This is a genomic window from Amycolatopsis sp. NPDC024027, assembly GCF_040638975.1.
Classification (GTDB): Bacteria; Actinomycetota; Actinomycetes; order Mycobacteriales; family Pseudonocardiaceae; genus Amycolatopsis.
The window spans coordinates 216,624-237,910 of record NZ_JBEZYY010000006.1 but is presented as its reverse complement, the minus strand read 5'-3'; the positions used below and the strand labels follow the sequence as shown (position 1 = coordinate 237,910).

Below are 21,287 nucleotides of genomic sequence, written 5' to 3'. Positions count from 1 at the left end.
GCCCGCGACGTTACGCCGAAAATGGTCGTATGAACAGAAAGAACAGCCGATTCCCGGATTCGGGAATCGGCTATCCGGTGTTGCATTGAATGGATTATCTGCGTTCGAGATACCGGTCGAAGAATGCGCCGAGGGCCGCCCGCTGGCCGGCGGTGCTCCGGTCCGGGTCGACGGTTCCGATGAACGGCGCGAGCGACGCCGGGTCGAGGCCGAGGCGGGGGAGGAGCGTCTGGTAGTCGGTGTAGCTGAAGTGTTCGCCGTCCGGCAGGTGCCGGGTCCGGACGGGGCCGCGCTGGTGGGCGAGGAACGCCTGCCACGAAGGATCGGACGCCGCGCTGTGGTTGCCCGCGCTCAGCAGCAGGAAGGGCTGATCGAGGCCTTCGTCGGCGACGCGGCCGTACTCGCGGGCCGACTGGGAGTACGCCATGCTGCCGTCGAGGTCGGCCCCGGCGTCGAGGCGGGCGTCCGACACCATCGTCTCGCCGGTGGTGAACCCGCCCGCGGAGTGGCCGAACATGCCGATGCGGGAGACGTCCGGCGTGAGCCCGGCCGGGAGCGGGCGGTGCTCGGCGTCCGGATTCCCGCCGCGGGCCAGGGTTTCCAGTGCGTCGAGGACGAACCGGGCGTCCGCCACGCGGGTGGCGATCAGCTGCCGGCCGGCGTCGGGGCCGGAGGGCAGCACCCGCCGTTCGACGCGGCCGCCGGGGAACTCCACCGCCGCGGGCTCGTGCGTGTGGTCGATCGCCACCGTCACGTAGCCCTCGCTCGCGAGCTGCTCCAGCTGCGCCGTGCCGACCGAGCGCGGGTACTTGGCGCTGGGCGAATAGAGCACGACCGGCCGCCGCCCACCGGCCGCGGGAACGCCGGTGCGGGCGTGCGTGGCGAAGGTGTAATCGAGCCGGCCGGCGGCGATCCCGAGCGTCCGCGCGTCGTCCTCGGCGATCAGCTTGGCGGCTTCCGGCGCCTGGTAGGGCGTTTTCGCGCCGCCGCCGGACCGGGCGGGGTACCGGACGGTCACCATGAGTTCGCGGGTCGTCCCGGCGACCCAGGGATCGGGTCGCGCGTGGTCGACGAGGTGCAGATCGGTGCTGCCGACGGCGTACGCCCCGGTGGGGGCGGGCAACGCGAGCGGGGTGGCCGCGGCCGCGGAGGCGGGAAGCGCGGTCAGGAGCAGGACGCCGGTGAGCCCGGCGACGAGTGGTGGGTTTCGCATCCGTTGACCGTATTGACCGCCCGGGTGCGCCACATCGGGATGATCACCGAGATCGACCCGGACAGGGCTGTGGCCCGGGCACCGGCCCGGGCCACAGCTCACCTGCTCAGAAGCCGTAGATCGTTTCGTGAACGCGCTCGGCGTTGGCCGCGACGAGCCCGTTGGCCCACAGCGAGTTCACCCGGCTGCGCTCGGCGCTGTTGGGCACCGCGTTCGTGCAGGACGGGCCGGGGCCGCCACCCGACATCAGCTCGGAGCACGGACCCGAGTAGTGGTCGGGCAGCCCGAGGGCGTGCCCGGTCTCGTGCGCCGCGATGCGGGTCGGGTTGTACTGGCGGGCCTGGGTGTAGTCGATGAAGATGGTGCCGCTGCCGTGCCCGTTGGTCGAGGCGTAGGAGCCGCGGGGGTCGTTGCCCTCGGTGTAGCGCAGGCTGGCGCCGGAGTTGCGCTCGACGAGCCGGACGTTGGTGACGCTGCGGTTCCAGTTGGCGGCACCGGCGTTGATCACCGAACGGAACGTCGGTGCGCTGGCGGTGCTGTAGTAGACCGTGGTGACGGCGGCCTGCTGCTCGGTGGCGGCCGACGCGGTACCCGCGGCGAGCGGGGTCACGGTCAAGGCGAGCGCAACAGCGCCGGCCAGGGCGAACTTCCTCGACATCGGAAGACTCCTCGTGGGGGGACGGGGATTTGCCGGAATTGCGCGCGCTGTCGAGAATTTACCCGGAATACACCTTCGCCGGAGCCGACTAACGTAGGGGCCGGAAAGTGGTGATTTCCCAACACCAAAGTCTGTTGACAGCGGCCGGTCAGGCGGTCCGGGTCAGGGCGAGGAGCTGCTGCTCCAGCTTCCGCGCGGCGGCCACGTCGATACCCGCGCCCCACAACGGTGCCGTGCTCGCGCCGTCGGCCGCCGCGACCACCAGGGTGACGACGTCGGCCGGGAGGCCGTCTTCGCGGAGTTCGCGCTCCCACCGCTCCGCGTCCGCGCGGGCCAGCTCGGCGATCTCGGGGATCGAGATCAGCTGGGCGATCAGGGCGATGGTCTCGCGGATCGCGACCTCGTCGTAGGAGGTGTCCAGCGACGCCCGGACGTACGCGCGCGTCAGCCGCCCCGGGGCGGTGTCGGCCGGGTCGAGCGCGGCCCGCACCTCGGTGCGGAACGCCTCCAGCAGGTCCTGGGCGAGCGTGCGCACCAGCGCGTCCTTGGCCGGGAAGTGGTACAGCAGCCCGCCTTTGGACACGCCGGCCGCGCGGGCGATGTCGTCGAGGGAGGCCGAGACACCGCGGGTGCGAATGACCTTCGCGGCGGCGTCGAGCAGGGCCCGGCGCGTTTCCTCCGGGCCGCGCCCGGCTTTGCGAGGCATGCTCAGTCCTTTCCGGACGGAATGGTACGCCAGGCGATCAGCGCGGCGACGGCGGTGACGGCGGCCGCCGCGAGGGACGTCACCTGCATGGCGCCGGTGAAAGCTTCGCGGGCGGCCCGGGCCAGTTCGGAACCCGGGTCCAGGACGCTCGCGGCTCCGGCGAGCGAGTCGCGGACCTCGCCGGGTACCGGGTCCGCCGGCAGGAACGCGCGGTAGACCAGGTTCACCACCGAGCCGAGGATCGCGATGCCCAGCGCCGCCCCGAGTTCGTAGGCCGTCTCGGAGATCGCCGACGCCGAGCCGGCCTTGTCCCGCGGGACCGCGGAGAGCACCGAGTCGACGGTCAGCGTCAGCGCCAGCCCCACGCCGAGCCCGACCGGCACCAGCGTCAAGCCCAGCCACCAGTACTGCGGCGCCCGTTCGGCGACCGAGACCAGCGCGAGGCCCAGTGCGGCGATCGCGAGGCCCGCCGCGATGGCCCGGCCCCGCCCGAGCCGCCCGGCGACCACGCCGACGGCGGCCACGACGGCGATCGACGCCAGCGTCGCGGGCATCTCCGCGAACCCCGCCTGCAGCGGCGAGAAGCCGCGGACGAGCTGCAGGTACTGCGAGAAGAAGAACAGCAGGCCCATCAGCGCGAAGACGGCGATGAAGTTCGCCAGGACCGCGCCGCTGAAGGCGCCGTTGCGGAACAGCGTGACGTCGATCAAGGGAGCCGCGGCCCGCCGCTGCCGGCGGACGAAGAGGACACCGGACACCAGCCCGAGCACGGCGGCAACGCCCATCCGGACGTCGAAACCCGTGCTGACGGCGTGCTTGACCGCGTAGACCAGCGGCACGATCGCGGCCAGCGACAGCCCGGCCGAGAGCAGGTCGAACCGGCCCGGGTCCGGATCCCGGGACTCGGGCAGCAGCCACGCACCCGCGATCAGGAAGGCGACGACGATCGGCACGTTGATCAGGAACACCGAGCCCCACCAGTAGTGCTCGAGCAGCATTCCGCCGACCAGCGGGCCCAGCGCGATGCCGCCACCGGACCCGGCCGACCAGATGGCGATGGCGCGGGTGCGCTCGCGCGGGTCGGCGAACAGCGTCCGGATGAGCGACAGCGTCGAGGGCATGATCGTCGCACCGGCGACACCGAGCAGCAGCCGCGCGACGATGAGCACGCTCGCGGTGGGGGAGAAGGCGGCCAGCGCGGAGGCGAGCCCGAATGCCGCGGTCCCGATGAGCAGCACCTTCTTGCGCCCGAACCGGTCGGCGAGGTTCCCGGCCGTGACGAGCAGCCCGGCCAGGGCGAGGGAGTAGACGTCACCGATCCAGAGGATTTCGGTGGCGGTCGGCGCGAGTTCGCGGGTGAGCGACGGCACGGCCAGGTACAGCACGGTGCCGTCGACCGCGAGCAGGAGCACGGCGCCGACGAGCACCCCCAGCGCGGCCCAGCGGCGCCGGGGGCTCAACGGCCGGGCGGAGGTCGGCAGGGTGGTGGTCATGGCAGTTACTATACCGTCTGGACGGTACAGTAAGCCTGGTGAGACCGCTCACGCGTAGGCTGGAGACAGCGGAAGGAGGTGGACGTGACAGCCGAGGACCTGATGATCGAGTTCTCCCTGACGCGCCTGGATCACCCGGAGCTCGACTTCGAGGAGATCGCCGCGCTGGTCGTCCGCCGGGGCGGCCCGGAGCGGGAGCTGGAGTTCGCCGCCCGCAACCTCGCCGACCGCGGGGAGCTGCGCGGCGCCGCCTTCCCGACGGCGGTGGAGTACGTGCTGCGGGTGGTGCTCACCCTGCGCGGACCGTCCGACTAGCCGACTGCGGACGCGGGTGGGGTGCTGCCGTGGCGGTGGGGGTCGCGGGTGGTGGGCACGCCGCGCGAACCGTTCGGCTAGTTCACGGCGGTGGGGCCGCGGGTGGTGTGCACGCCGCGGGAGCCGTCCGACTGGCTCACCGCGGACGCGGGTGGAGCGCACGCCGCGCGAACCTTCACCCTGGTCCACTGCGGACAGGAGCAGGATTCCGCCCCGGCCGCGAAAGCCGTGGTCGAGCGGACTTTCCGGCGGGAGCCCCGCTTTCCGGTGTTCGGGTCGCTCAACCGTCCCCAGCGGCGCGGCGCAGGCCGCGGCGGTCGAACACCAGCTCGCGTGCCGTGCCCAGGGCCGTCGCGATCGCTCCCGCCAGGACCGCGTCCTCGCCCAGCTGGCCCGCCACGATGTCCGGCACCACCGGCGTCGTCGCGGCGAGGGCGTGGCGCATCGGTCCGGCCAGCAGGTCCGTGTTGCCGCCGATGCCGCCGCCCAGCACGATCAAGCGCGGGTCCAGGACCGCCGCCACTGCCGCGACCACGTACGCCAGCTTCTCCGCCTCCTCCTCGACCACGGCCAGAGCCCGCGGATCGCCCGCCCGGGCCAGCCGGAACACGTCCTTCGCCGAACGCGCCTTCGTCAGACCCCGCAGCCTTGCCGCGGCCAGCACCGCCTGGCCCGCCGCCGCCGTCTCCACCGGGCCCGGGCGGCGCGTCCCGGCGCCCGCGCCCGACGGCGTCACACCGAACGGCAGGTCCGCGATCTCGCCCGCCGCGCCGTGGGCGCCGCGGAACAGCTTGCCGTCCACCAGCAGGCCCATCCCGATGCCGGTGCCGACGGTCAGGCAGACCAGCACGTCGACGCCCAGCGCCGCGCCGAGCGCGTGCTCGCCGACCGCGCACAGGTTCGCGTCGTTCTCCACCACTACGTCCGAGCCCGCGACGGCCAGCGCCGAGACGAGCTCGTGCAGCAGCCCGCGGCGTTCCCAGCCCGGCAGGTTGGGCGCGCGGTGCACCGTGCCCGTCGCCGGGTCGGGGACGCCGGGGGTGCCGACCACCGTCGAGACGACTTCGTGCGGGTTCAGCCCGGCCGAGGCGACCGCGCGTTCGACGGATTCGCTGACCGCGCGCACCAGCGCACTCGCCGACCGGCACCGGTTGGGCTCGTCGAGCCGCGCGACGATGCTGCCTTCCAGGTCCGCGACGGCGATCCGGAGCGCCCGCCGCCCGATGTCGACGCCGACGACGTGCCCCGCGTCCGGCGCGGCCTGGTAGACGACCGCCGCGCGCCCCGGGCCGGCCAGGCTGCGCCCGGTGGTCCGGACCAGTCCGTGCTGCTCGAGATCGAGCAGGGCCTGGCCCACCGTGGGTTTCGACAGGCCGGTGTCGGCGGCGATCCGGGGCCGCGTCGCCTCGCCGTGCGCGCGCAGCCGGTCCAGCACCAGGCGCTGGTTCAGCGCCCGCATGTGCGCCGGAGTCCCCACCTGCGGCCCGTTTCGTCCCACGCGTCCTCCTGAGTTGCCGCAAGTTTATCCGCGAACCCTTCCGGCTCGGGGCGTTCTATGTTAAGAAACTTTACTAACTACTAGTCGGAGGCACGTCGTGAGTTCACCCACTCGTTCCGGGGAACCGCCCGCCCTTGAACGCCGGATCGGCCCGCTGCAGGCCACCGCGATCAACATGACCCAGATGTGCGGCATCGGCCCGTTCGTCACGATCCCCACCATGGTCGCCACCATGGGTGGCCCGCAGGCGATGTTCGGCTGGATCATCGGGGCGATCGTCGCGCTGGCCGACGGGCTGATCTGGGCCGAACTCGGGGCCGCGATGCCGGGTGCCGGCGGTACGTACCTCTACCTGCGCGAAGCGTTCCAGTACCGCACCGGACGGCTGATGCCGTTCCTGTTCGTGTGGAGCGCGGTGCTGTTCATCCCGCTGATCATGTCGACCGGCATCATCGGGCTCGTCCAGTACCTCGGCTACCTGATCCCCGGTGTCACCGACGACGCGGGCACGACTCCGCTGGGCAAGATCATCGGCGTCGGCATCACGCTCTTGATCATCCTGGCGCTGTTCCGGAAGATCGGCCAGATCTCCAAACTCACGACGGTGCTGTTCGTGGTCATGCTCGTCGCCGTGCTGACCACGATCGTCGCGGCGTTCTCGCACTTCAGCGCGGCGCAGGCGTTCGCCTTCACCCCGGGCGCGTTCAGCTTCGGCGGCCAAGGCGCGTTCTGGACCGGCCTCGGCGCCGGCCTGATCATCGCGATCTACGACTACCTCGGCTACAACACCTCCGCCTACCTCGGCGGCGAAGTGCGGGAGCCGGGCCGCACGCTGCCCCGCTCGATCATCTTCTCGATCCTCGGCATCATGGGCCTGTACTTCCTGCTGCAGGTCGGGGTGCTCGGCTCGATCCCGCTGGAGCAGCTGAAGACGGCCAAGTCGGTCGCGTCGTCGGTGCTGGAACAGGTGTGGGGCACCGGCGTCGCCAAGTCGATCACCGTCCTGATCGTGATCGCGGCGATCGCGTCCGTGTTCGCCGGGCTGCTCGGCGGCTCGCGCGTGCCGTTCGAAGCCGCGCGCGACAAGGTGTTCCTGCCGGTGTTCGGCAAGCTGCACCCGAAGCTGCACCTGCCCACCGCGGGCGTGCTCGCCATGGGCGCCATCACGATCGTCGGCTCGCTGTTCACCCTGACCGAGGTGATCAACGCGGCGGTCGCGACCCTGGTCATCATCCAGTCGCTGGCCCAGGTCGCCGCGATCGTCGTGCTCCGCCGCCGGCAGCCGAACCTGCGGCGGCCGTACCGGCAGTGGCTCTACCCGGTGCCGACGATCATCGCGCTCGTCGGCTGGGTCTACATCTACAAATCGGCCGAATGGCTGTCCATCTGGCTGTCGCTCGGCTGGATCGCCATCGGCGCGATCGCCTACCTCATTTACGCCAAGGCCGAGCGCACCTGGCCGTTCGGGCCCAAGGACATCAAGGAAGCCTTCGCCACCGAACCGGAAGGGGTTCAGGCATGACGAAGAAGCTCGCGGTGCTCGCCGCGCTGCTCCTCGTGCCCGGCGTGCTGAGCGTGGCGGGACCCGCCGCCGCACAGGACACCCAGGCCGCCGCGAAACCGCACGGGCTCACCACGATCGGCCTGCAGGGCTGGCAGGTCCTCACCACGGCGAGCGTCAAGGACGGCGGCGACAAGGTTTCCACCCCCGGCTACGCCACCCGCGGCTGGCTGCCGGTGAAGCCGGACGACGCCGGCGCGCCCGGCACCGAGATCAACGCCCTGGTCCAGAACGGCCGGTGCCCGGACGTCTTCTACTCCGACAACATGCGCAAGTGCTTCGGGTACGTCGACAAGCTCGGCCCGGTCGTCACGAAGCCGTTTTCCGACCCGTGGTGGTACCGCACCGACTTCGCCCCGGACTTCAAGTCCGGCCAGCACGCGAAGCTGACCATCCCGGGCATCGTCGGCGAGGGCGACGTCTGGGTGAACGGCACGCTCGTCGCCACCAAGGACCTCGTGAGCGGCGCGTTCGCCGGGCACACCTTCGACGTCTCGAAGCTGGTCAAGCCGGGCCGCAACACCCTGGCGATCAAGGTCTACCCGAACGACCCGCTGAAGATGTACACCCTCGACCAGGTCGACTGGGGCCAGATCCCGCCGGACAACGACACCGGCATCCAGTTCCCGCCGACCCTGCAGGTGGGGGACGCGCTCACCGGCGACAACGCGCACGTCGTGCAGGACAACGCGCCCGACCTGTCGAGCTCGAAGCTGACGGTCAAGGTGGACGTCACCAACGACGCGGCCACGCCGCAGAGCGGGGACGTCGCCGCGACGATCACCGCGCCCTCCGGTGCGCCGATCGTCGTCAAGCAGCGCGTCACGATCCCGGCGAACACCAAGCGGACAGTCGTGTTCGCGCCGGTGAAGATCGAGAAGCCGCAGGTCTGGTACCCGTACTCGATGGGCGGCCAGCCGCTGTACACGCTGACCACCGCGGTCTCGCGGAACGGCGTCCTGTCGACGTCGTCGAAGAGCACCTTCGGCATCCGCACGGTGACCTCGCGCCTGGTCGGGAAGTCCGCGCCGCTGCCGGAGGGCGCGCGGCAGTTCACCATCAACGGCAAGGACTTCGTGTTCCGCGGCGGCGGCTTCGCGCCGGATCTGTTCCTGCGCTACGACAAGGCCGACACCGCGCACCAGATCGCGCTGATCAAGAACCTGGGCCTGTCCGGCGTCCGGCTCGAGGGCCACGACATGCCGCAGGACTTCTACGACCAGGCCGACCGCGCGGGTCTGCTGGTGATCGGGGGGTTCCTGTGCTGTGACGCCTGGCAGCCGGACACCGCCGGGCAGCTGGGCGAGCGGGACCTGCGGATCATCCACGACTCGTCGGTGAGCATCGCGCAGCGCGAGCGCAACCACCCCAGCGTCTTCAACTACGGCTGGAGCGACAACGAGCCGTTCCCGAACCAGGAGCACGCCGTCCTCACCGCGTTCGAGCAGGAGGACTTCCAGGTCCCGGTGATCGCTTCGGCGGAGTACAAGAGCACGCCGACCCTCGGCCAGTCCGGGGAGAAGGAGGGCCCGTACGACTGGGTCCCGCCGACGTACTGGTACGACAGCTCGCACTTCGACCCCGAAGACTCCAGCCGCACCAACGCGGGCGGCGCCTGGGGCTTCGCGAGCGAGCAGAGCGCCGGGCACACGGTGCCGACGCTCGACTCGATCAAGCGGTTCCTCTCGCCCGCCGAGCAGGCGAAGCTGTGGCAGGACCCGGCGTACAACCAGTACCACGCCAACTTCGAGCCGGACCACGGCGGTTACGCCTTCGGCACGCTGTACACCCTCGACCAGTCGATCGCGCAGCGGTACGGGAAGTGGAACTCGCTGAAGTCCTATGTGGACCTGGCGAACATCGCGAACTACGAGAACACCCGTGCCCAGTTCGAGGCGTTCCTGCACCACTCGACGGACAAGGCCAACCCGGCGACCGGCGTCGTCTACTGGCAGCTGAACAAGGGCTGGCCGACCCTGCTGTGGTCGCTCTACAACGACGACGGCGACCAGGCGGGTGCGTTCTTCGGCGCCCAGAAGGCGAACAAGCCGCTGCACGCGATCTACGGCTACGACAACGGGTCCGTCACCCTCGACAACCTCGGTGCGGCTACGCAGTCCGGGCTTTCGGTGCAGGCGCGCGTGCTCGACACCGCGGGCAAGGTGCTCGACGACCAGACCGCGACCGGCCTGAGCCTCGGCAGCCAGGGCGTCAAGACCGGCGTCCTGAAGCCGAAGGTGCCCGCCGAGACGAAGGCGCCGGCCCCCGCGCAGGTCTACTTCGTGGAGCTGCAGGTCAGGCAGGGCGGGAAGGTCGTCGACCGGAACGTCTACTGGCTTTCGACGCAGAAGGACGTCGTCGACTGGGCCAAGACGCTGGGCAACCCGCAGGCGACGCTCTCGCAGTACGGCAACCTGCAAGCCCTGCAGAACCTGCCGAAGTCGGAGGTCAGCGCGGTGGCGTCGACGTGTGCGAGCGGCGGCGGCCTCGTCACCACGGTGACGGTCACCAACACCTCGAAGACGCCGGGTGCGGCGTTCTTCCTGCGGGCCGACGTCCGCCGCGGCACGCCGGACGGGCGTGAAGCGCCGGGGGACAACCAGCTCGCGAACGCGACCTGGGACGACAACGACATCACGCTGTGGCCGGGCCAGTCGCAGACGCTGACCGTCACGTACAAGGCGGCCGACCTGCGTGGTGCGGTGCCGGTGATCAGCGTCGACGGGCTCAACACCGGCCGGATCGTGGTGCGGGGGACGGGAGGGACCCACACGTGACGGAGGAACGGATTCTCGGGATCGACTTCGGCGGCACGAAGGTGGCGCTGGGGCTCGCCGATCGCGACGGCACCCTGCTGGCGACCCGCCGGCTGGACACCGACGCGCAGGCGGGGGCCGAGCAGGTGGTGGTGCGCGCGCTCGCCGCGGCCAGGGCCCTCCTGGCCGACGAAGGTGCGGTGCCCGCCTGCATCGGCGTCGTCAGCCCGGGGATCGTGCTGCCGGACCGCATCCTGCTCGCGCCGAACGTGCCGGGGTGGGAGCAGCTGCGCCTGGCCGAGCTGGTGGCCGCGGAGTTCCCCGGCGTGTCGATCGCGGTGGGCACGGACGCGAAGGCGGCGGCGCTGGCGGAATGGCGCTGGGGCGCACTGGCCGGGGCCGACCCGGCGGTGTTCCTGTCCCTGGGCACCGGCATCGCGGCCGCGGTGCTGGTCGGCGGCCGGTTGCTGACCGGCGCCAACGGAGCTGCCGGCGAGATCGGGTACAACCTGCTCTCGCCGCAGGACACCGAGGGTTTCGCGAGCGGAGCGGCGCCGCTCGAGGAAGCCGTCGGTGGGCGTGGGCTGGGCGGCCGGGCGAGCGAACTGCTCGGCCGCCCGGTCACCGCCGGGGAGTTGTTCGCGCTGGCCAAGGAGAACGTCGAGGCCAAGGAGCTGGTGACGGCCGCGCTCGACGAGCTGTCGATGCACGTGGCCAACCTGGCGATCGCCCTCGACCCGGAGCGCATCGCGGTCGGCGGCGGGCTCGTGCGGTCGGCGGACGTGCTGCTGCCGGCGCTGGCGGACCGGCTCGCGCACGCGGTGCCGTTCCCGCCGCAGCTGGTGGCCGCCCGCTTCGACCAGGACGCGGCGCTGCTGGGCGCGGTGGCGCTGGCCTTGGGCGGTTAGCCGTCCGGGTGGTGTGCCGGTGCCCCGACCCGGCACGCCACCCGGCTTCAACGGGTTCAGGCCCGGGCGGCGGCGAGTTCCTCGGTCCGCCGGAACGCGGCGGGGGAGAGCTGGAACCACACGAGGACCGCGCTGACGGCCTGGACGCCCGCGCCCATCACCCAGACGGCACGCAGGCCCCAGTGCGCCGCGACCAGGCCGCCGGCCAGCGCGCCCAGCGGCGTCAGTCCCCAGGCGAGTGCCCGGTGGCTGGTGAGCACCCGCCCCAGCAGCGGCGCCGGCGTGAAGCGCTGGCGGCTGGACTGCGAGCAGACGTTCCAGATCAGCACGGTCGCCGTCAGGGACACCAGCACGACACCCACCAGCGGCGGCCACGGCGGGACGACGGCGATCAGCAGCGTCGCCACGACGCCGAAGCTCTGCGCGAACCGCATCGACCACGAGTAGCCGAGCCGGTCCACCACTTTCTGCACGAAGAACGACGACGCGACCCAGCCGACGGCGAGGCAGGCGAGCAGCAGGCCGTAGCCGACCGGGCCGACGTGCAGGACCTGCGTCGCGTAGAGCACGAACATCGAGTTGCCGGCGCTCGCGGCGAACGAGCCGAGGGCGACGTTGATCGTGATCGACCGCAGCAGCGGCGTCCGCACCAGGTGCCGCAGGCCGCCCGAGAGGTCCCGCAGCGGGTGCGTCGTCGCGGCCACCACGGACGGGGAAGGGATCCGGCGGGCCAGCACCAGCGCGAGGAGCGCGCAGCCCGCGGCCAGCCAGGCGGGCGCCCCGCCGCCGACGGCGATCAGGAACCCGGTCAGCGGCGGCACGACGAACCGCGCGACGCCCTGGTCGATCACGGTGAGCCGGGCGTTGGCGTGGGCGAGCTGCCCGGGCCCGACCAGTTCCGGGACGAGTGCGCCGCTGGCGCCGTCGCCGAGCACCCGCGCCGAGGTGATGACGAAGGCGACCACCAGCAGCACGGGCAGGTTGAGCAGCTTGGCGGAGGCGATGGCGGCGAGCACGACGGCGGCCCCGGCCAGCACGGCATAGGCCCAGGCCAGGACCGTGGTCCGGCGCACCCGGTCGATGAGCACCCCGGCGAACAGGGAGAGCAGCAGCCAGGGCGCTTCCCCGACGACGTTGATCAGCGAGACTTCGCGCGGATCGGTGGTGACGGACACGGCCAGCAGGGGGATCGCGGCCAGCAGCAGGCCTTCGGCGGACGAACCGGACACCGCGACGGCCTGCAGCCGCACCCACCTGGACGCCATGAGCCGAGCTTGCCGAAGAAACCGGTGAATACCAAACGGTTTACCGCGCTTTGCGGGCCGGATCTTCCGGAGCGCGCGGGCTTGACGGCGTGGCGCGAATCCGGGACTCAGCACCCTTGGCGCGCGCCGGGTGCGGCGTCTTCACCCCCGGAGGGAAGAAGTTGGGCAGGATCGACGCGGCCGACCCGCGCTCCGTCGGAACCAACGGCCCGAACGGGGACGTCGACCTCTACTACTTCGCCGACTCGGGGGCTGATGGTCGGCCGGTCGGCGATGTACCACTACAACGGCGGCGAGAACACCGCGGCGGTCGCGTGTCCCAAAGCGGTGGCCAACGACAAGCCCGCGCCGGGCGGGCCGGCCGTGTTGTCCGCGGGAAGCCAGTTCTGCGTGCGGACCTCCGGGGGCAAGGTCGGCTGCGACGACGTGAAGATCTCCAGGGACCACACCGGGTACATCGTCCTGGACCACCGGCTGTTCACCACGGCCTGAGCCGCGGCGTCAGCGGCGCACCCGGGTCGACTCGCGGACGACCAGCTCCGGGGTGAACACCACGGCCTGCCGGTCCGGCTTCGGCTCGGACGTCTCGGCCAGCAGCAGTTCCGCGGCGGTGCGGCCGAGGCGGCGGGCCGGCTGGCGGACCGACGTCAGCGGGACCGCCGCCGCGCCGGCGAACTCGATGTCGTCGTAGCCCACGATCGCCATCTCCTCCGGGACGCGGACGCCCGCGCCGACCATCGCCTGCAGCACGCCCAGGGCGAGGAGGTCGTTCGCGCAGAACACCGCCGTCGGCCGGGGGCTCGCGCCGAGCAGGCGCGCGCCGGCGTCGCGGCCGGAGGTGACGTCGAGGCCGATCGCCTCCAGCACCGTCAGTTCCGCTCCGGAGCCGCTCAGCGCGGTGCGGAGGCCCTGTTCGCGGTCGCGGCACTGGGTGAGGATGGCGGGGCCGTTGACGAACGCGATCCGCCGGTGGCCGGTCTCCAGCAGGTGCCGTCCGCCGAGCGCCCCGCCGGCGACGTCGTCGACCGACACCGAGCTCGCCTCCGACGCCGGGGCCTTGCGGTCGACGAAGACGTACGGCGTGCCGGTGCGCCGGAAGGTGCGCAGGGCTTCGCCGGACGTGGCGACCGGGCTCAGCAGCACCCCGCGGACCCGCTGCTCGGCGAACATCGCCAGGTACGACGCTTCCAGCTCGGACCGCTGGCCGCTGTTGCAGGTGATGATGTTGAGGCCTTCGGCGTGCGCGGCCTGCTCGGCACCGCGGGCGACGTCGACGAAGAAGGGGTTTCCGAGATCGAGCACGAGCAGTCCCATGACGCGGCTGCGCCCGGCCCGCAGCTGCCGGGCGGACTCGTCCCGGACGTACCCGAGCTCCTCGATCACCGAAAGCACGCGGTTGCGCGTCGCGGCCGCGACGACGTGCGGCCGGTTGACCACATTGGACACCGTGCCGATGGAGACGCCCGCCCGCTTCGCGACGTCCTTGATGCCGACCACCGGACCCCCTCGCTGAGAAGAGGTGAGCCTAGCACGATCTGAAACGTTTCAGATCGCGATTACCGACGTTGGTCGGATGATCGCGCCGCTAGGCTTCCGGGCGGGTATGCCTGCCACTGGGAGGAGTCCGGGTGCGGATCTTCACGATCGTCCTGTCGCTGGTGCTGGCGTGGGTGTTCGCCGGGGCGGTCGCTTCGGCTTCGCCGATCGTGGAAGGCGACACCGACAACCCGGTCACCGCCGCGCCGGGGGTCACGCGGCCGGACTCGCCGCACTGCAGCGTCACGCTCGCCGACGGCTTCCGCTCGAACGCCGCCGACGGCAGCCCGCAGTTCTACGAAGGCACCCTCGCGCCGCCGAAGGCCTGTCCCGGGCCGTGGGCGAAGGTCGTCATGGACCAGACCGTCACCGTGAGCGGGCGGCAGTACGACCGGATCGGCGACCTGCGGATCGGCGGCACCGAGGTGTGGTGGGGGACCACCGAGGAGCCCAGCGGCGAGGGTCGCCGGGCGATCACCTACCACTTCGACAAGGACCTGACGCCGTACTCCGCGCTGCTGCGCACCCCGCAGCCGTTCCACGGCGGCATCGAAAACTACAACTCGCCGATCTACACCGGCGTCTACGCCCAGACCGTGACGCTCACCTACTACCGGGCGGACCGGAAGCACCCCGCGCCCGCGACGCCCGACCACGTCGCCGGGTTCGGGCACGCCGACGCGACGCCCGCCGCGCCCACCGTGCACTTCGGCGCGCAGGGCCTGCCGCGCAACATCACCCGCGCCTACCTCGAGGTCACGCTCGAAGGGCACGCCTGCGACGAACAGTGGTTCGACGACGTCCCCGACGACGTGGCCGCGAAGTACCCGGCGGCCGGCCTCTGCGGGAAGGGGCCCTACCGCGAGGCGAACTTCGCGATCGACGGCGCGTCCGCGGGCAGCGCGTTCACCTTCCCGCACATCTACTCCGGCGGGATCGTGCCGCAGCTGTGGCGGCCGGTCGTCGCGATCGACACGTTCAGCCTGCACTCCGAGACCTACGACGTCACGCCGTTCGCGGGCCGGCTCGTCGACGGCGGCACCCACGACCTCTCCTTCTCCTTCCCGGACATCGGCGGCGAATTCACCGTCGTCCCGACGCTGCTGCTCTACACCGACAAGAACGCCACGCAGACGTCCGGCGCGCTGACCCAGCACGACGTCGCGGCCGCGCCGGCCCGGCAGACGACGGTCAAGGACATCTCCGGCGGCGTGAACGTCACGGTCACCGCGAAGCGCCACGACGTCACGGCGGGCTACGTCGACACCTCCGCCGGCCGGGTGTACACCCGGGTCGAGCGCACCCGCGACTACCGCAACAGCGACGACGTCACCGGCGGCGGCTTCACCCAGCACGTCGTGCAGGCCGACGCCGGGCAGCAGACGTCGGTGTCCACAGTGGACGGCCGGGTGCGGTCGGCGGACCGGCACACCTGGTCCTACCCGCTGACGACCGACGCGACGGCGAACATCACCGACGACCAGAACCTGCGGATCTCCGGCTCGGTGGACATGACGAAGACCCTCGCCGACCTGACCGGCGACGGCCGCACCTGGCGGCCGGTGCGCGCGTCGCGCGAGTGGCTGGCCTCGTCCGGCGTGCTGGCCCGCACCAGCGGCGTCAACACCGAGGCCGACGGCCGGTCGAAGACCCTCTTCACCGGGACCGACGACACCGGGCGGCCGTACTTCCACTACGTCGCGAGCGAGCACGGGCTGATCACCGAGAACCGGGAGCTGCCGGGGCGCTGACTACGCTCCCGGCATGCCTTCCGGTCAGGTCTCGGTCCGGGTACCGATCGTCGTGGGGATCATCGGCTTGGTCGGGGTCGTCGCCGGCCAGCTGATCAACAGCCGCCGGGAAGACCGGCGGTGGGAGCGGGAAGCCGCGCGGGAGGAGCTGCGCCACCGGCGGGAGACCGAACGCCTGGCCGCCGAGCGCGCGCACGCCATCGCGCTGCACTGGTCGCAGGAGCGCAAGGACGCTTATGCCGGTCTGCTCAAGGAGACCGGCGAGTACCTGAGCGCCCTGCTGAAGCATGTGGAGGCGCTGGCACGTCACGAACCGATCGGCGAGTCCCAGGCGCTCATGAGCGAGCACGCGAACGCCGCCGCGTCCTTCCACGCGGCCGTCGACATCCTCGCCTCGCCCCGCATCCGCGCGTTGGCCGACGATCTCGTGCGGGCCGCGGTCGGCGCGCGGATCACCGTCACCTCCGAGGGGGTGGACGGCAGCTCCCGAGAGGCGGCTTTGCGGAATGCCGAGCGCGCACAGGACGCCTTCCTCGGCGAAGTCCGCGCCGAACTCGGTGTGGACACTCCGGCCGACCATCCTCAGCCGGCCGAAAAACGCCGATAGGGTGCGGCTCGTGACCGAACCCGCCTTCGTGACCGAGACCCGGACCGCCTACGACACCGTCGCCGACTCGTACGCCGAGGAGCTGCGGGACCTGCTGGACGCCAGCCCGTGGGACCGCGCGATGCTGGCGACGTTCGCCGAACTGGTCGGGAGCGGCGGGCCGGTCGGCGATCTCGGCTGCGGCCCGGGCCGGCTGACCGGGTACCTGGCCTCGCTCGGGCTGGACGTGTTCGGCGTGGACCTCTCGCCCGGCATGGTCGACGCGGCCCGCCGGGCGCACCCCGGGCTGCGCTTCGAAGTCGGCTCGATGGCCGCCCTCGACATCGGCGACGGCGACCTGGCCGGGGCGGTGGCGTGGTATTCGCTGATCCACACCCCGCCGGAGGAACTGCCGGCGGTGGTGGCGGAGCTGGCGCGGGTTCTGGCGCCGGGCGGACGGCTGCTGACCGGGTTCCACGTCGGTGACGAGCGCCGCCACATCGCCCACGGCTACGGCCACGACATTTCCCTGAACGCCTACCGGTTGCCGCCGGACTTCGTCGCCGAGCTGTGCGCCACCGCCGGGCTGGTCGTGGAAGCGCGGCTGGTCCGGGAGCCGCAGCCGCCGTACGAGAAGGCGCCGCAGGCTTACCTGCTGGCCCGCAAGCCGGGGTGAACCGCGTCTCGCTCCCCGTCACCCGATCGGGCTAGTACGGTACTGTCGGTCGCATGGGGAGTCTCCGCTCACGGGTCCTGGGCTGGGTCGGCCGACGGTATCTCGCCCGGCAGTCGAAAAAGGGCTTCGACCTCGAAAAGATGTCGGCCATCCTGCCCGACTCGGCACTGCTGCCGCTGCGGCGGGAGGGCCTCGACCCGGTCCCCGCGATGGCCGCGCAGCGGAGCGAGGCGCCGATCGGCAAGCTCGACCTGCCGTTCGGGATGAACGCCTGGCTCGTCACCGGCTACGACGAAGCCAAGGCCGTGCTCGGCAAGGCGACCGGCTTTTCCAGCGACTTCGGCAACCTGGTCGGCAGCGCGGGTGTGACCGCCGACCAGAACCCGGGCGGGCTCGGCTTCGCGGACCCGCCGGTGCACACCAGGCTGCGGAAGCTGCTGACGCCGGAGTTCACCATGCGCCGGCTGAGCAGGCTGGCCCCGCGGATCGACGAGATCGTCGCCGGCCAGCTCGACGCGATGGCCGCCGCCGACGGCCCGGTCGACCTGTGGCAGGCGTTCGCGCTGCCGATCCCGTCGCTGACCATCTGCGAACTGCTCGGTGTGTCCTATGAGGACCGCGAGGACTTCCAGCGGCTGAGCACCGCCCGGTTCGACCTCTTCGGCGGCGCGGGTGCCTCGCTCGGCGCGATGTCGGAGTCGCTGACCTACCTGCTCGACATCGTCAAGAAGCAGCGCGAACAGCCGGGCGACGGCCTGCTCGGCATGTTGATCAAGGAACACGGCGACGAGATCGACGACCGCGAGCTGGCCGGCCTGGCCGACGGCGTGCTCACCGGCGGCCTGGAGACCACGGCGAGCATGCTGGCGCTCGGAGCGCTGGTGCTGCTGCGCGACGACAAGGCGAGGGAAGCCGTCCGCGGCGACGACGAGTCCGTGCACCGGTTCGTCGAGGAGCTGCTGCGCTACCTGACGGTGGTGCAGATGGCGTTCCCCCGGTTCGCCAAGGAGGACATGGAGATCGGCGGCGTCCACATCGCCGAGGGCGACATCGTGCTGGTGTCGCTGTCCACGGCGGACCGCGACCCGAAGCTGGGCCCGGACATGGAGACGTTCGACGCGACCCGCGACCCGACGTCGCACCTGGCGTTCAGCTACGGCATCCACCGCTGCATCGGCGCGGAGCTGGCCCGGATGGAGCTGCGCACGGCCTACCCGGCGCTGATCCGCCGCTTCCCGAACCTGCGGCTGGCGGTGCCCGAGGAGGACCTGTCCTTCCGTCAGGTGTCCATTGTGTACGGTCTGGACGAGCTGCCCGTCCTGGTGGACTGACCGGCTTTCAGTGCGGGAGCGCCCGCCGCGGCCGGCGCGTGACGCGGTCCCGGTGCGCCTCGATGACCAGGGCGACGTCCACGGCGGTGCTCGTCCCGGTGAGCTCGCCGAGGTAGCCGATGCTCGGCCGGCCCGGGGGCGCACGGTTCGCGTCGACGCGGTGGTCGACGGCGGCACGGACATCCTGCTGTGCGGGGAGGAGTCCGGGCTCGGCACCCCGGAAGAGGACATGTCCAGCCTCGCTGCGTGCGCTGTCGATCCCGTCGGCTGGCGAAGTGGACTTCCTTGCCCTGGGCGCGCAGGGCGAAGGCGAGCGGGAGGCCGGCGTAGACGTCGAACCCGCCGCCCGCGCCGGCGATCAGGACCCGGCGGGCCGGCCGCAGCCGGGTGAACAACGGGGGTTCCGCGAGCGTGAACACCCCGCCGTCGTACGGGGGAGCGGCGTCCATCCTTTGTGGATTTTCACCGCACTCCGCGCGGCCGGAACTGGATGCTGATCCGCGGCCCGGCCGCCCGGGTCGTCTTCGGCACGGCGTGTTCCCAGGTGCGCTGGCACGAGCCGCCCATCACGATCAGGTCGCCGTGGCCGAGTGCGTAGCGGTGGGACTCGCCGCCGCCGCGGGGGCGCAGGGCCAGCTGGCGGGCCGCGCCGACCGAGAGGATCGCGACCATCGTGTCCTCGGTGCTGCCGCGGCCGATCGTGTCGCCGTGCCACGCGACGCTGTCGCGGCCGTCGCGGTAGTAGCACAGGCCCGCGGTGCGGAACGGCTCGCCGAGTTCGCCGGCGTAGTGCTCGCTCAGCGCGGTGCGGGCCTCCGCCAGCACGGGGTGGGGGAGCGGCGCCGCTTCGCGGTAGAAGCACAGCAGCCGCGGGACGTCGACGAAGCGGTCGTACATCCGGCGCCGCTCCGCCTGCCACGGGACGCCGGTGACGAGGCCGGCGAACACCTCGTCGGCGCCGGCGAGCCAGCCCGGCTGCACGTCGACCCACGCGCCGGCGCCCAGTTCGGTGCGGCGGGGCGCGAGGTCGTGCAGCGTGACGGGGCCGGATTCGCCGAACAGCGATGCCTGCAGGGCCGGGGTCGTCATGGGTCCGACCGTACACGATGTTCGAACAGGTGTTCTACCCGAACACCGCGAAAACCGGCCGGACCCCCGGCGGCCCGTCAGTGCGTGACGTCGTAAACCAGCTTCTGGACCCCGTTGCCGTAGGCCTCGCTCGCGACGAGCTTCAGGTTCTGCTTGTCCTTGTCGGTCTCGCTGAACAGCCGCTTGCCCGCTCCGAGCAGGACGGGGAAGACCAGCAGGTGGTAGCGGTCGATCAGGCCCGCGTCGGCCAGGGCGCGGTTGAGGGTGGCGCTGCCGGCGATGATGATCGGGCCGCCCTCGGTCTCCTTCAGGGCCGCGACCTCGTCCAGCGAACGCAGGATCGTCGTCTCGCCCCAGTTGTCCACCAGGTCCGCCTCGGCGAGGGTGGCCGACACGACGTACTTCGGCATCGCGTTGTACCCGGCGAACTCCACGGTCATGCCCGGCCAGACCGGCGCGAACGCTTCGTAGCTGACCCGGCCCAGCAGTAGTGCCGTGGCTTCCTCCTGCTCGCTGCCCTTGATCGCGTAGGCGGCCGGGTCGAACTCGATGTCCTTGAACGTCCAGCCCGAGTTGCGGTAGCCCGGCTCGCCGCCGGGGGCTTCGACGACGCCGTCGAGCGAAACGAACGAGCTGGAGATCAGGGTGCGCATGGGGTTGCTCCTCGGTGGTCGATCAGGCTTCTGCCAGTCTGTCGAACGGGGAAAGCCGGATTCGACACCGCCCCGGCCGAAAACTTCCGACACGTCCCGGCGCGGAAAAGTGGGGTCTTGCCCGTCGTGGCCCGGGCTCGTACAGTCGTGTCCACGCCGACCAAAGGTCTGAACCTGTTGTCGGTGACCGCCGCCTCGAGTGACACAGGAGGTTGACGGTGCGCAGACTTCACGGTGCGGGCGTGCTCGCGGCGGTCGTGACGGGGCTCGCGGTGTTCACCCCGGCGGCGGACGCCCAGGTCGGGACGGGTCCGTGGGTCCCGGATTCGCCGGGCTACTCGGAGCAGGAGCGGGGCTGCGGCGACATCTCCGGGCTGACTTTCAAGCTCACCTGCTCGACCGGCAGCGGTGACCAGCGCGCGGAACGCCGCTACACCACCTACTCCGGCGGCACCCACCAGTTCGAGGGTTCCTTCAAGATCACCAGCATGGGCGGCAGCCGGATCAGCCTGAAGCAGACGTTCCGGGACGGCTCCAGCGCCGGGCCGTTCTTCCTGCTGGCGGTGGAGAAGGGCGGCCGCCTCTACGCCGTGCACGGCGGCGAGACGATCGCCACCGGCGCGACCGTGGGCACCAGCGTCCGGGTGAACACGATCAACCAGGTCGGCAGCACGCACAAGGTGTACATCAACGGCTCGCAGAAGGACTCGGTGTCCAGCCCGGGCGGCAGCTACTACGACAAGTTCGGCAGCTACCGCACCGCGAGCGGCAAGGGGCCGATCACGGTGGAGTGGAGCGGGATCAGGTTCTGGCACAAATAGGCCGTCACCAGGCCGGCGGCGCGGGTGGGTCGAGCGCGCCGCCGGACCGCCGGCCCCAGGCCGGCTGCGGCCGCCGTCGCTGCACCCGGCGGCTGATCGTGGACGGGAACAACCGCAACAGCAGCGCGTAATAGCCGAGGCCGGGCCGGATGAACGCCACGACCACCGCGAGCGCGGGAGGTTGACGACCACGAGCGGGCCGCTGTAGGCGCGCACGTGCTCGAAGGTGCGGTGGTGGGTGAACAGGACCGGCCGATGACGGCGAAGCCGAGCGCGAAGCTGAAGATCTTCGCCCAGTTCCGGGTCACCGCCTCGCTCGCGGGCGCGTGCTCCGCGACCAGCTCCGGCACCGGCTCCGTGAGCGGCAGGACCAGCAATGCCAGGGCGATCGCGACGACGGCGTCGGTGAAGAACACCAGCCGCTCGGCTGATCTCCCGGATTCCACGCCGGCATCCCACCACCAGGCTGTC

At 71.6% G+C, this 21,287-nt stretch carries 20 protein-coding genes and 1 pseudogene; 10 read left to right on the top strand and 11 right to left on the bottom strand.

All coding sequences use genetic code 11. From position 1 onward, the window contains the following. Positions 1-94 precede the first annotated feature (94 nt). The 4 genes from AB0F52_RS17685 to AB0F52_RS17670 form a co-directional block, all read right to left on the bottom strand. Complete coding sequence (locus tag AB0F52_RS17685; RefSeq protein WP_360171448.1) at positions 95-1,213, bottom strand: alpha/beta hydrolase; 1,119 nt, start codon at positions 1,211-1,213, stop codon at positions 95-97. A 106-nt stretch (positions 1,214-1,319) separates the two neighbouring features. Further along, positions 1,320-1,871 (bottom strand): snapalysin family zinc-dependent metalloprotease, encoded by a 552-nt coding sequence (locus tag AB0F52_RS17680; RefSeq protein WP_360171445.1) that lies wholly within the window; start codon positions 1,869-1,871, stop codon positions 1,320-1,322. A gap of 148 nt (positions 1,872-2,019) precedes the next feature. After that, on the bottom strand, positions 2,020-2,577 hold the full coding sequence (locus tag AB0F52_RS17675; protein ID WP_360171442.1) for a TetR family transcriptional regulator: 558 nt from the start codon (positions 2,575-2,577) through the stop codon (positions 2,020-2,022). Positions 2,578-2,579: 2 nt separating this feature from the next. Next, positions 2,580-4,070 carry an MFS transporter gene (locus tag AB0F52_RS17670; RefSeq protein WP_360171439.1) on the bottom strand — a complete coding sequence of 497 codons (1,491 nt, stop codon included), beginning with the start codon at positions 4,068-4,070 and terminating at the stop codon, positions 2,580-2,582. Between the two features lie 84 nt (positions 4,071-4,154). Here AB0F52_RS17670 and AB0F52_RS17665 point away from each other — a divergent pair, with 84 nt between their 5' ends. Continuing rightward, on the top strand, positions 4,155-4,385 hold the full coding sequence (locus AB0F52_RS17665) for a hypothetical protein (RefSeq protein ID WP_360171436.1): 231 nt from the start codon (positions 4,155-4,157) through the stop codon (positions 4,383-4,385). Between the two features lie 280 nt (positions 4,386-4,665). Here the strand turns inward: AB0F52_RS17665 and AB0F52_RS17660 are convergent, their stop codons facing one another. Beyond that, positions 4,666-5,844 carry an ROK family protein gene (locus AB0F52_RS17660; RefSeq protein ID WP_360172043.1) on the bottom strand — a complete coding sequence of 393 codons (1,179 nt, stop codon included), beginning with the start codon at positions 5,842-5,844 and terminating at the stop codon, positions 4,666-4,668. Between the two features lie 136 nt (positions 5,845-5,980). On the opposite strand from AB0F52_RS17660, the gene AB0F52_RS17655 reads away from it, so the two are divergent. The 3 genes from AB0F52_RS17655 to AB0F52_RS17645 are packed head-to-tail and all read left to right on the top strand — an operon-like array spanning position 5,981 to position 11,108. After that, a complete protein-coding gene (locus AB0F52_RS17655; RefSeq protein ID WP_360171433.1) occupies positions 5,981-7,405 on the top strand; it encodes an APC family permease in 1,425 nt (474 codons plus the stop codon). Next, positions 7,402-10,221, top strand: coding sequence for a beta-mannosidase (locus AB0F52_RS17650; protein ID WP_360171430.1), 2,820 nt, complete (start codon positions 7,402-7,404; stop codon positions 10,219-10,221). The genes AB0F52_RS17655 and AB0F52_RS17650 overlap by 4 nt, the downstream gene beginning before the upstream one ends. After that, the gene (locus AB0F52_RS17645; protein WP_103335905.1) at positions 10,218-11,108 is read left to right on the top strand and encodes an ROK family protein; all 891 of its coding nucleotides are present in this window, start codon (positions 10,218-10,220) and stop codon (positions 11,106-11,108) included. The genes AB0F52_RS17650 and AB0F52_RS17645 overlap by 4 nt, the downstream gene beginning before the upstream one ends. Positions 11,109-11,164: 56 nt before the next feature. On the opposite strand, the gene AB0F52_RS17640 is transcribed toward AB0F52_RS17645, so the two are convergent. Then, the gene (locus AB0F52_RS17640) at positions 11,165-12,373 is read right to left on the bottom strand and encodes an MFS transporter (protein ID WP_360171426.1); all 1,209 of its coding nucleotides are present in this window, start codon (positions 12,371-12,373) and stop codon (positions 11,165-11,167) included. 255 nt (positions 12,374-12,628) lie between these two features. Between AB0F52_RS17640 and AB0F52_RS17635 the strand changes: the two genes are divergently transcribed. After that, positions 12,629-12,865 carry a hypothetical protein gene (locus tag AB0F52_RS17635; protein WP_360171423.1) on the top strand — a complete coding sequence of 79 codons (237 nt, stop codon included), beginning with the start codon at positions 12,629-12,631 and terminating at the stop codon, positions 12,863-12,865. A gap of 9 nt (positions 12,866-12,874) precedes the next feature. Here the strand turns inward: AB0F52_RS17635 and AB0F52_RS17630 are convergent, their stop codons facing one another. Further along, positions 12,875-13,870, bottom strand: a complete 996-nt coding sequence (locus AB0F52_RS17630; RefSeq protein ID WP_360171420.1) for a LacI family DNA-binding transcriptional regulator — start codon at positions 13,868-13,870, stop codon at positions 12,875-12,877. Positions 13,871-14,001: 131 nt separating this feature from the next. On the opposite strand from AB0F52_RS17630, the gene AB0F52_RS17625 reads away from it, so the two are divergent. From AB0F52_RS17625 to AB0F52_RS17610, 4 genes are read left to right on the top strand one after another with little or no spacing between them, the layout of a single operon-like run. Then, positions 14,002-15,660, top strand: coding sequence for a peptide-N4-asparagine amidase (locus AB0F52_RS17625; RefSeq protein ID WP_360171417.1), 1,659 nt, complete (start codon positions 14,002-14,004; stop codon positions 15,658-15,660). Between the two features lie 13 nt (positions 15,661-15,673). Beyond that, positions 15,674-16,267, top strand: a complete 594-nt coding sequence (locus AB0F52_RS17620) for a hypothetical protein (RefSeq protein ID WP_360171414.1) — start codon at positions 15,674-15,676, stop codon at positions 16,265-16,267. A gap of 10 nt (positions 16,268-16,277) precedes the next feature. Further along, positions 16,278-16,922, top strand: a complete 645-nt coding sequence (locus tag AB0F52_RS17615) for a class I SAM-dependent methyltransferase (protein WP_360171411.1) — start codon at positions 16,278-16,280, stop codon at positions 16,920-16,922. Positions 16,923-16,975: 53 nt separating this feature from the next. Further along, positions 16,976-18,253 (top strand): cytochrome P450, encoded by a 1,278-nt coding sequence (locus AB0F52_RS17610; protein WP_360171408.1) that lies wholly within the window; start codon positions 16,976-16,978, stop codon positions 18,251-18,253. 462 nt (positions 18,254-18,715) lie between these two features. Here the strand turns inward: AB0F52_RS17610 and AB0F52_RS17605 are convergent, their stop codons facing one another. Together AB0F52_RS17605 and AB0F52_RS17600 are read right to left on the bottom strand one after the other, a co-directional pair. Next, positions 18,716-19,342, bottom strand: a complete 627-nt coding sequence (locus tag AB0F52_RS17605) for an alpha-ketoglutarate-dependent dioxygenase AlkB (RefSeq protein WP_360171405.1) — start codon at positions 19,340-19,342, stop codon at positions 18,716-18,718. A gap of 77 nt (positions 19,343-19,419) precedes the next feature. Further along, the gene (locus AB0F52_RS17600) at positions 19,420-19,995 is read right to left on the bottom strand and encodes a dihydrofolate reductase family protein (RefSeq protein WP_360171400.1); all 576 of its coding nucleotides are present in this window, start codon (positions 19,993-19,995) and stop codon (positions 19,420-19,422) included. A gap of 242 nt (positions 19,996-20,237) precedes the next feature. Between AB0F52_RS17600 and AB0F52_RS17595 the strand changes: the two genes are divergently transcribed. Beyond that, entirely contained in the window at positions 20,238-20,816 is a 579-nt protein-coding gene (locus AB0F52_RS17595) for a hypothetical protein (protein WP_360172040.1), read from the top strand. A 4-nt stretch (positions 20,817-20,820) separates the two neighbouring features. Here AB0F52_RS17595 and AB0F52_RS17590 read toward each other — a convergent pair whose 3' ends face one another. Then, entirely contained in the window at positions 20,821-20,976 is a 156-nt protein-coding gene (locus AB0F52_RS17590; RefSeq protein ID WP_360172073.1) for a hypothetical protein, read from the bottom strand. 151 nt (positions 20,977-21,127) lie between these two features. Further along, positions 21,128-21,232: pseudogene (locus AB0F52_RS17585) on the bottom strand (DUF1211 domain-containing protein); the annotation flags it as partial. Positions 21,233-21,287: the final 55 nt, after the last annotated feature.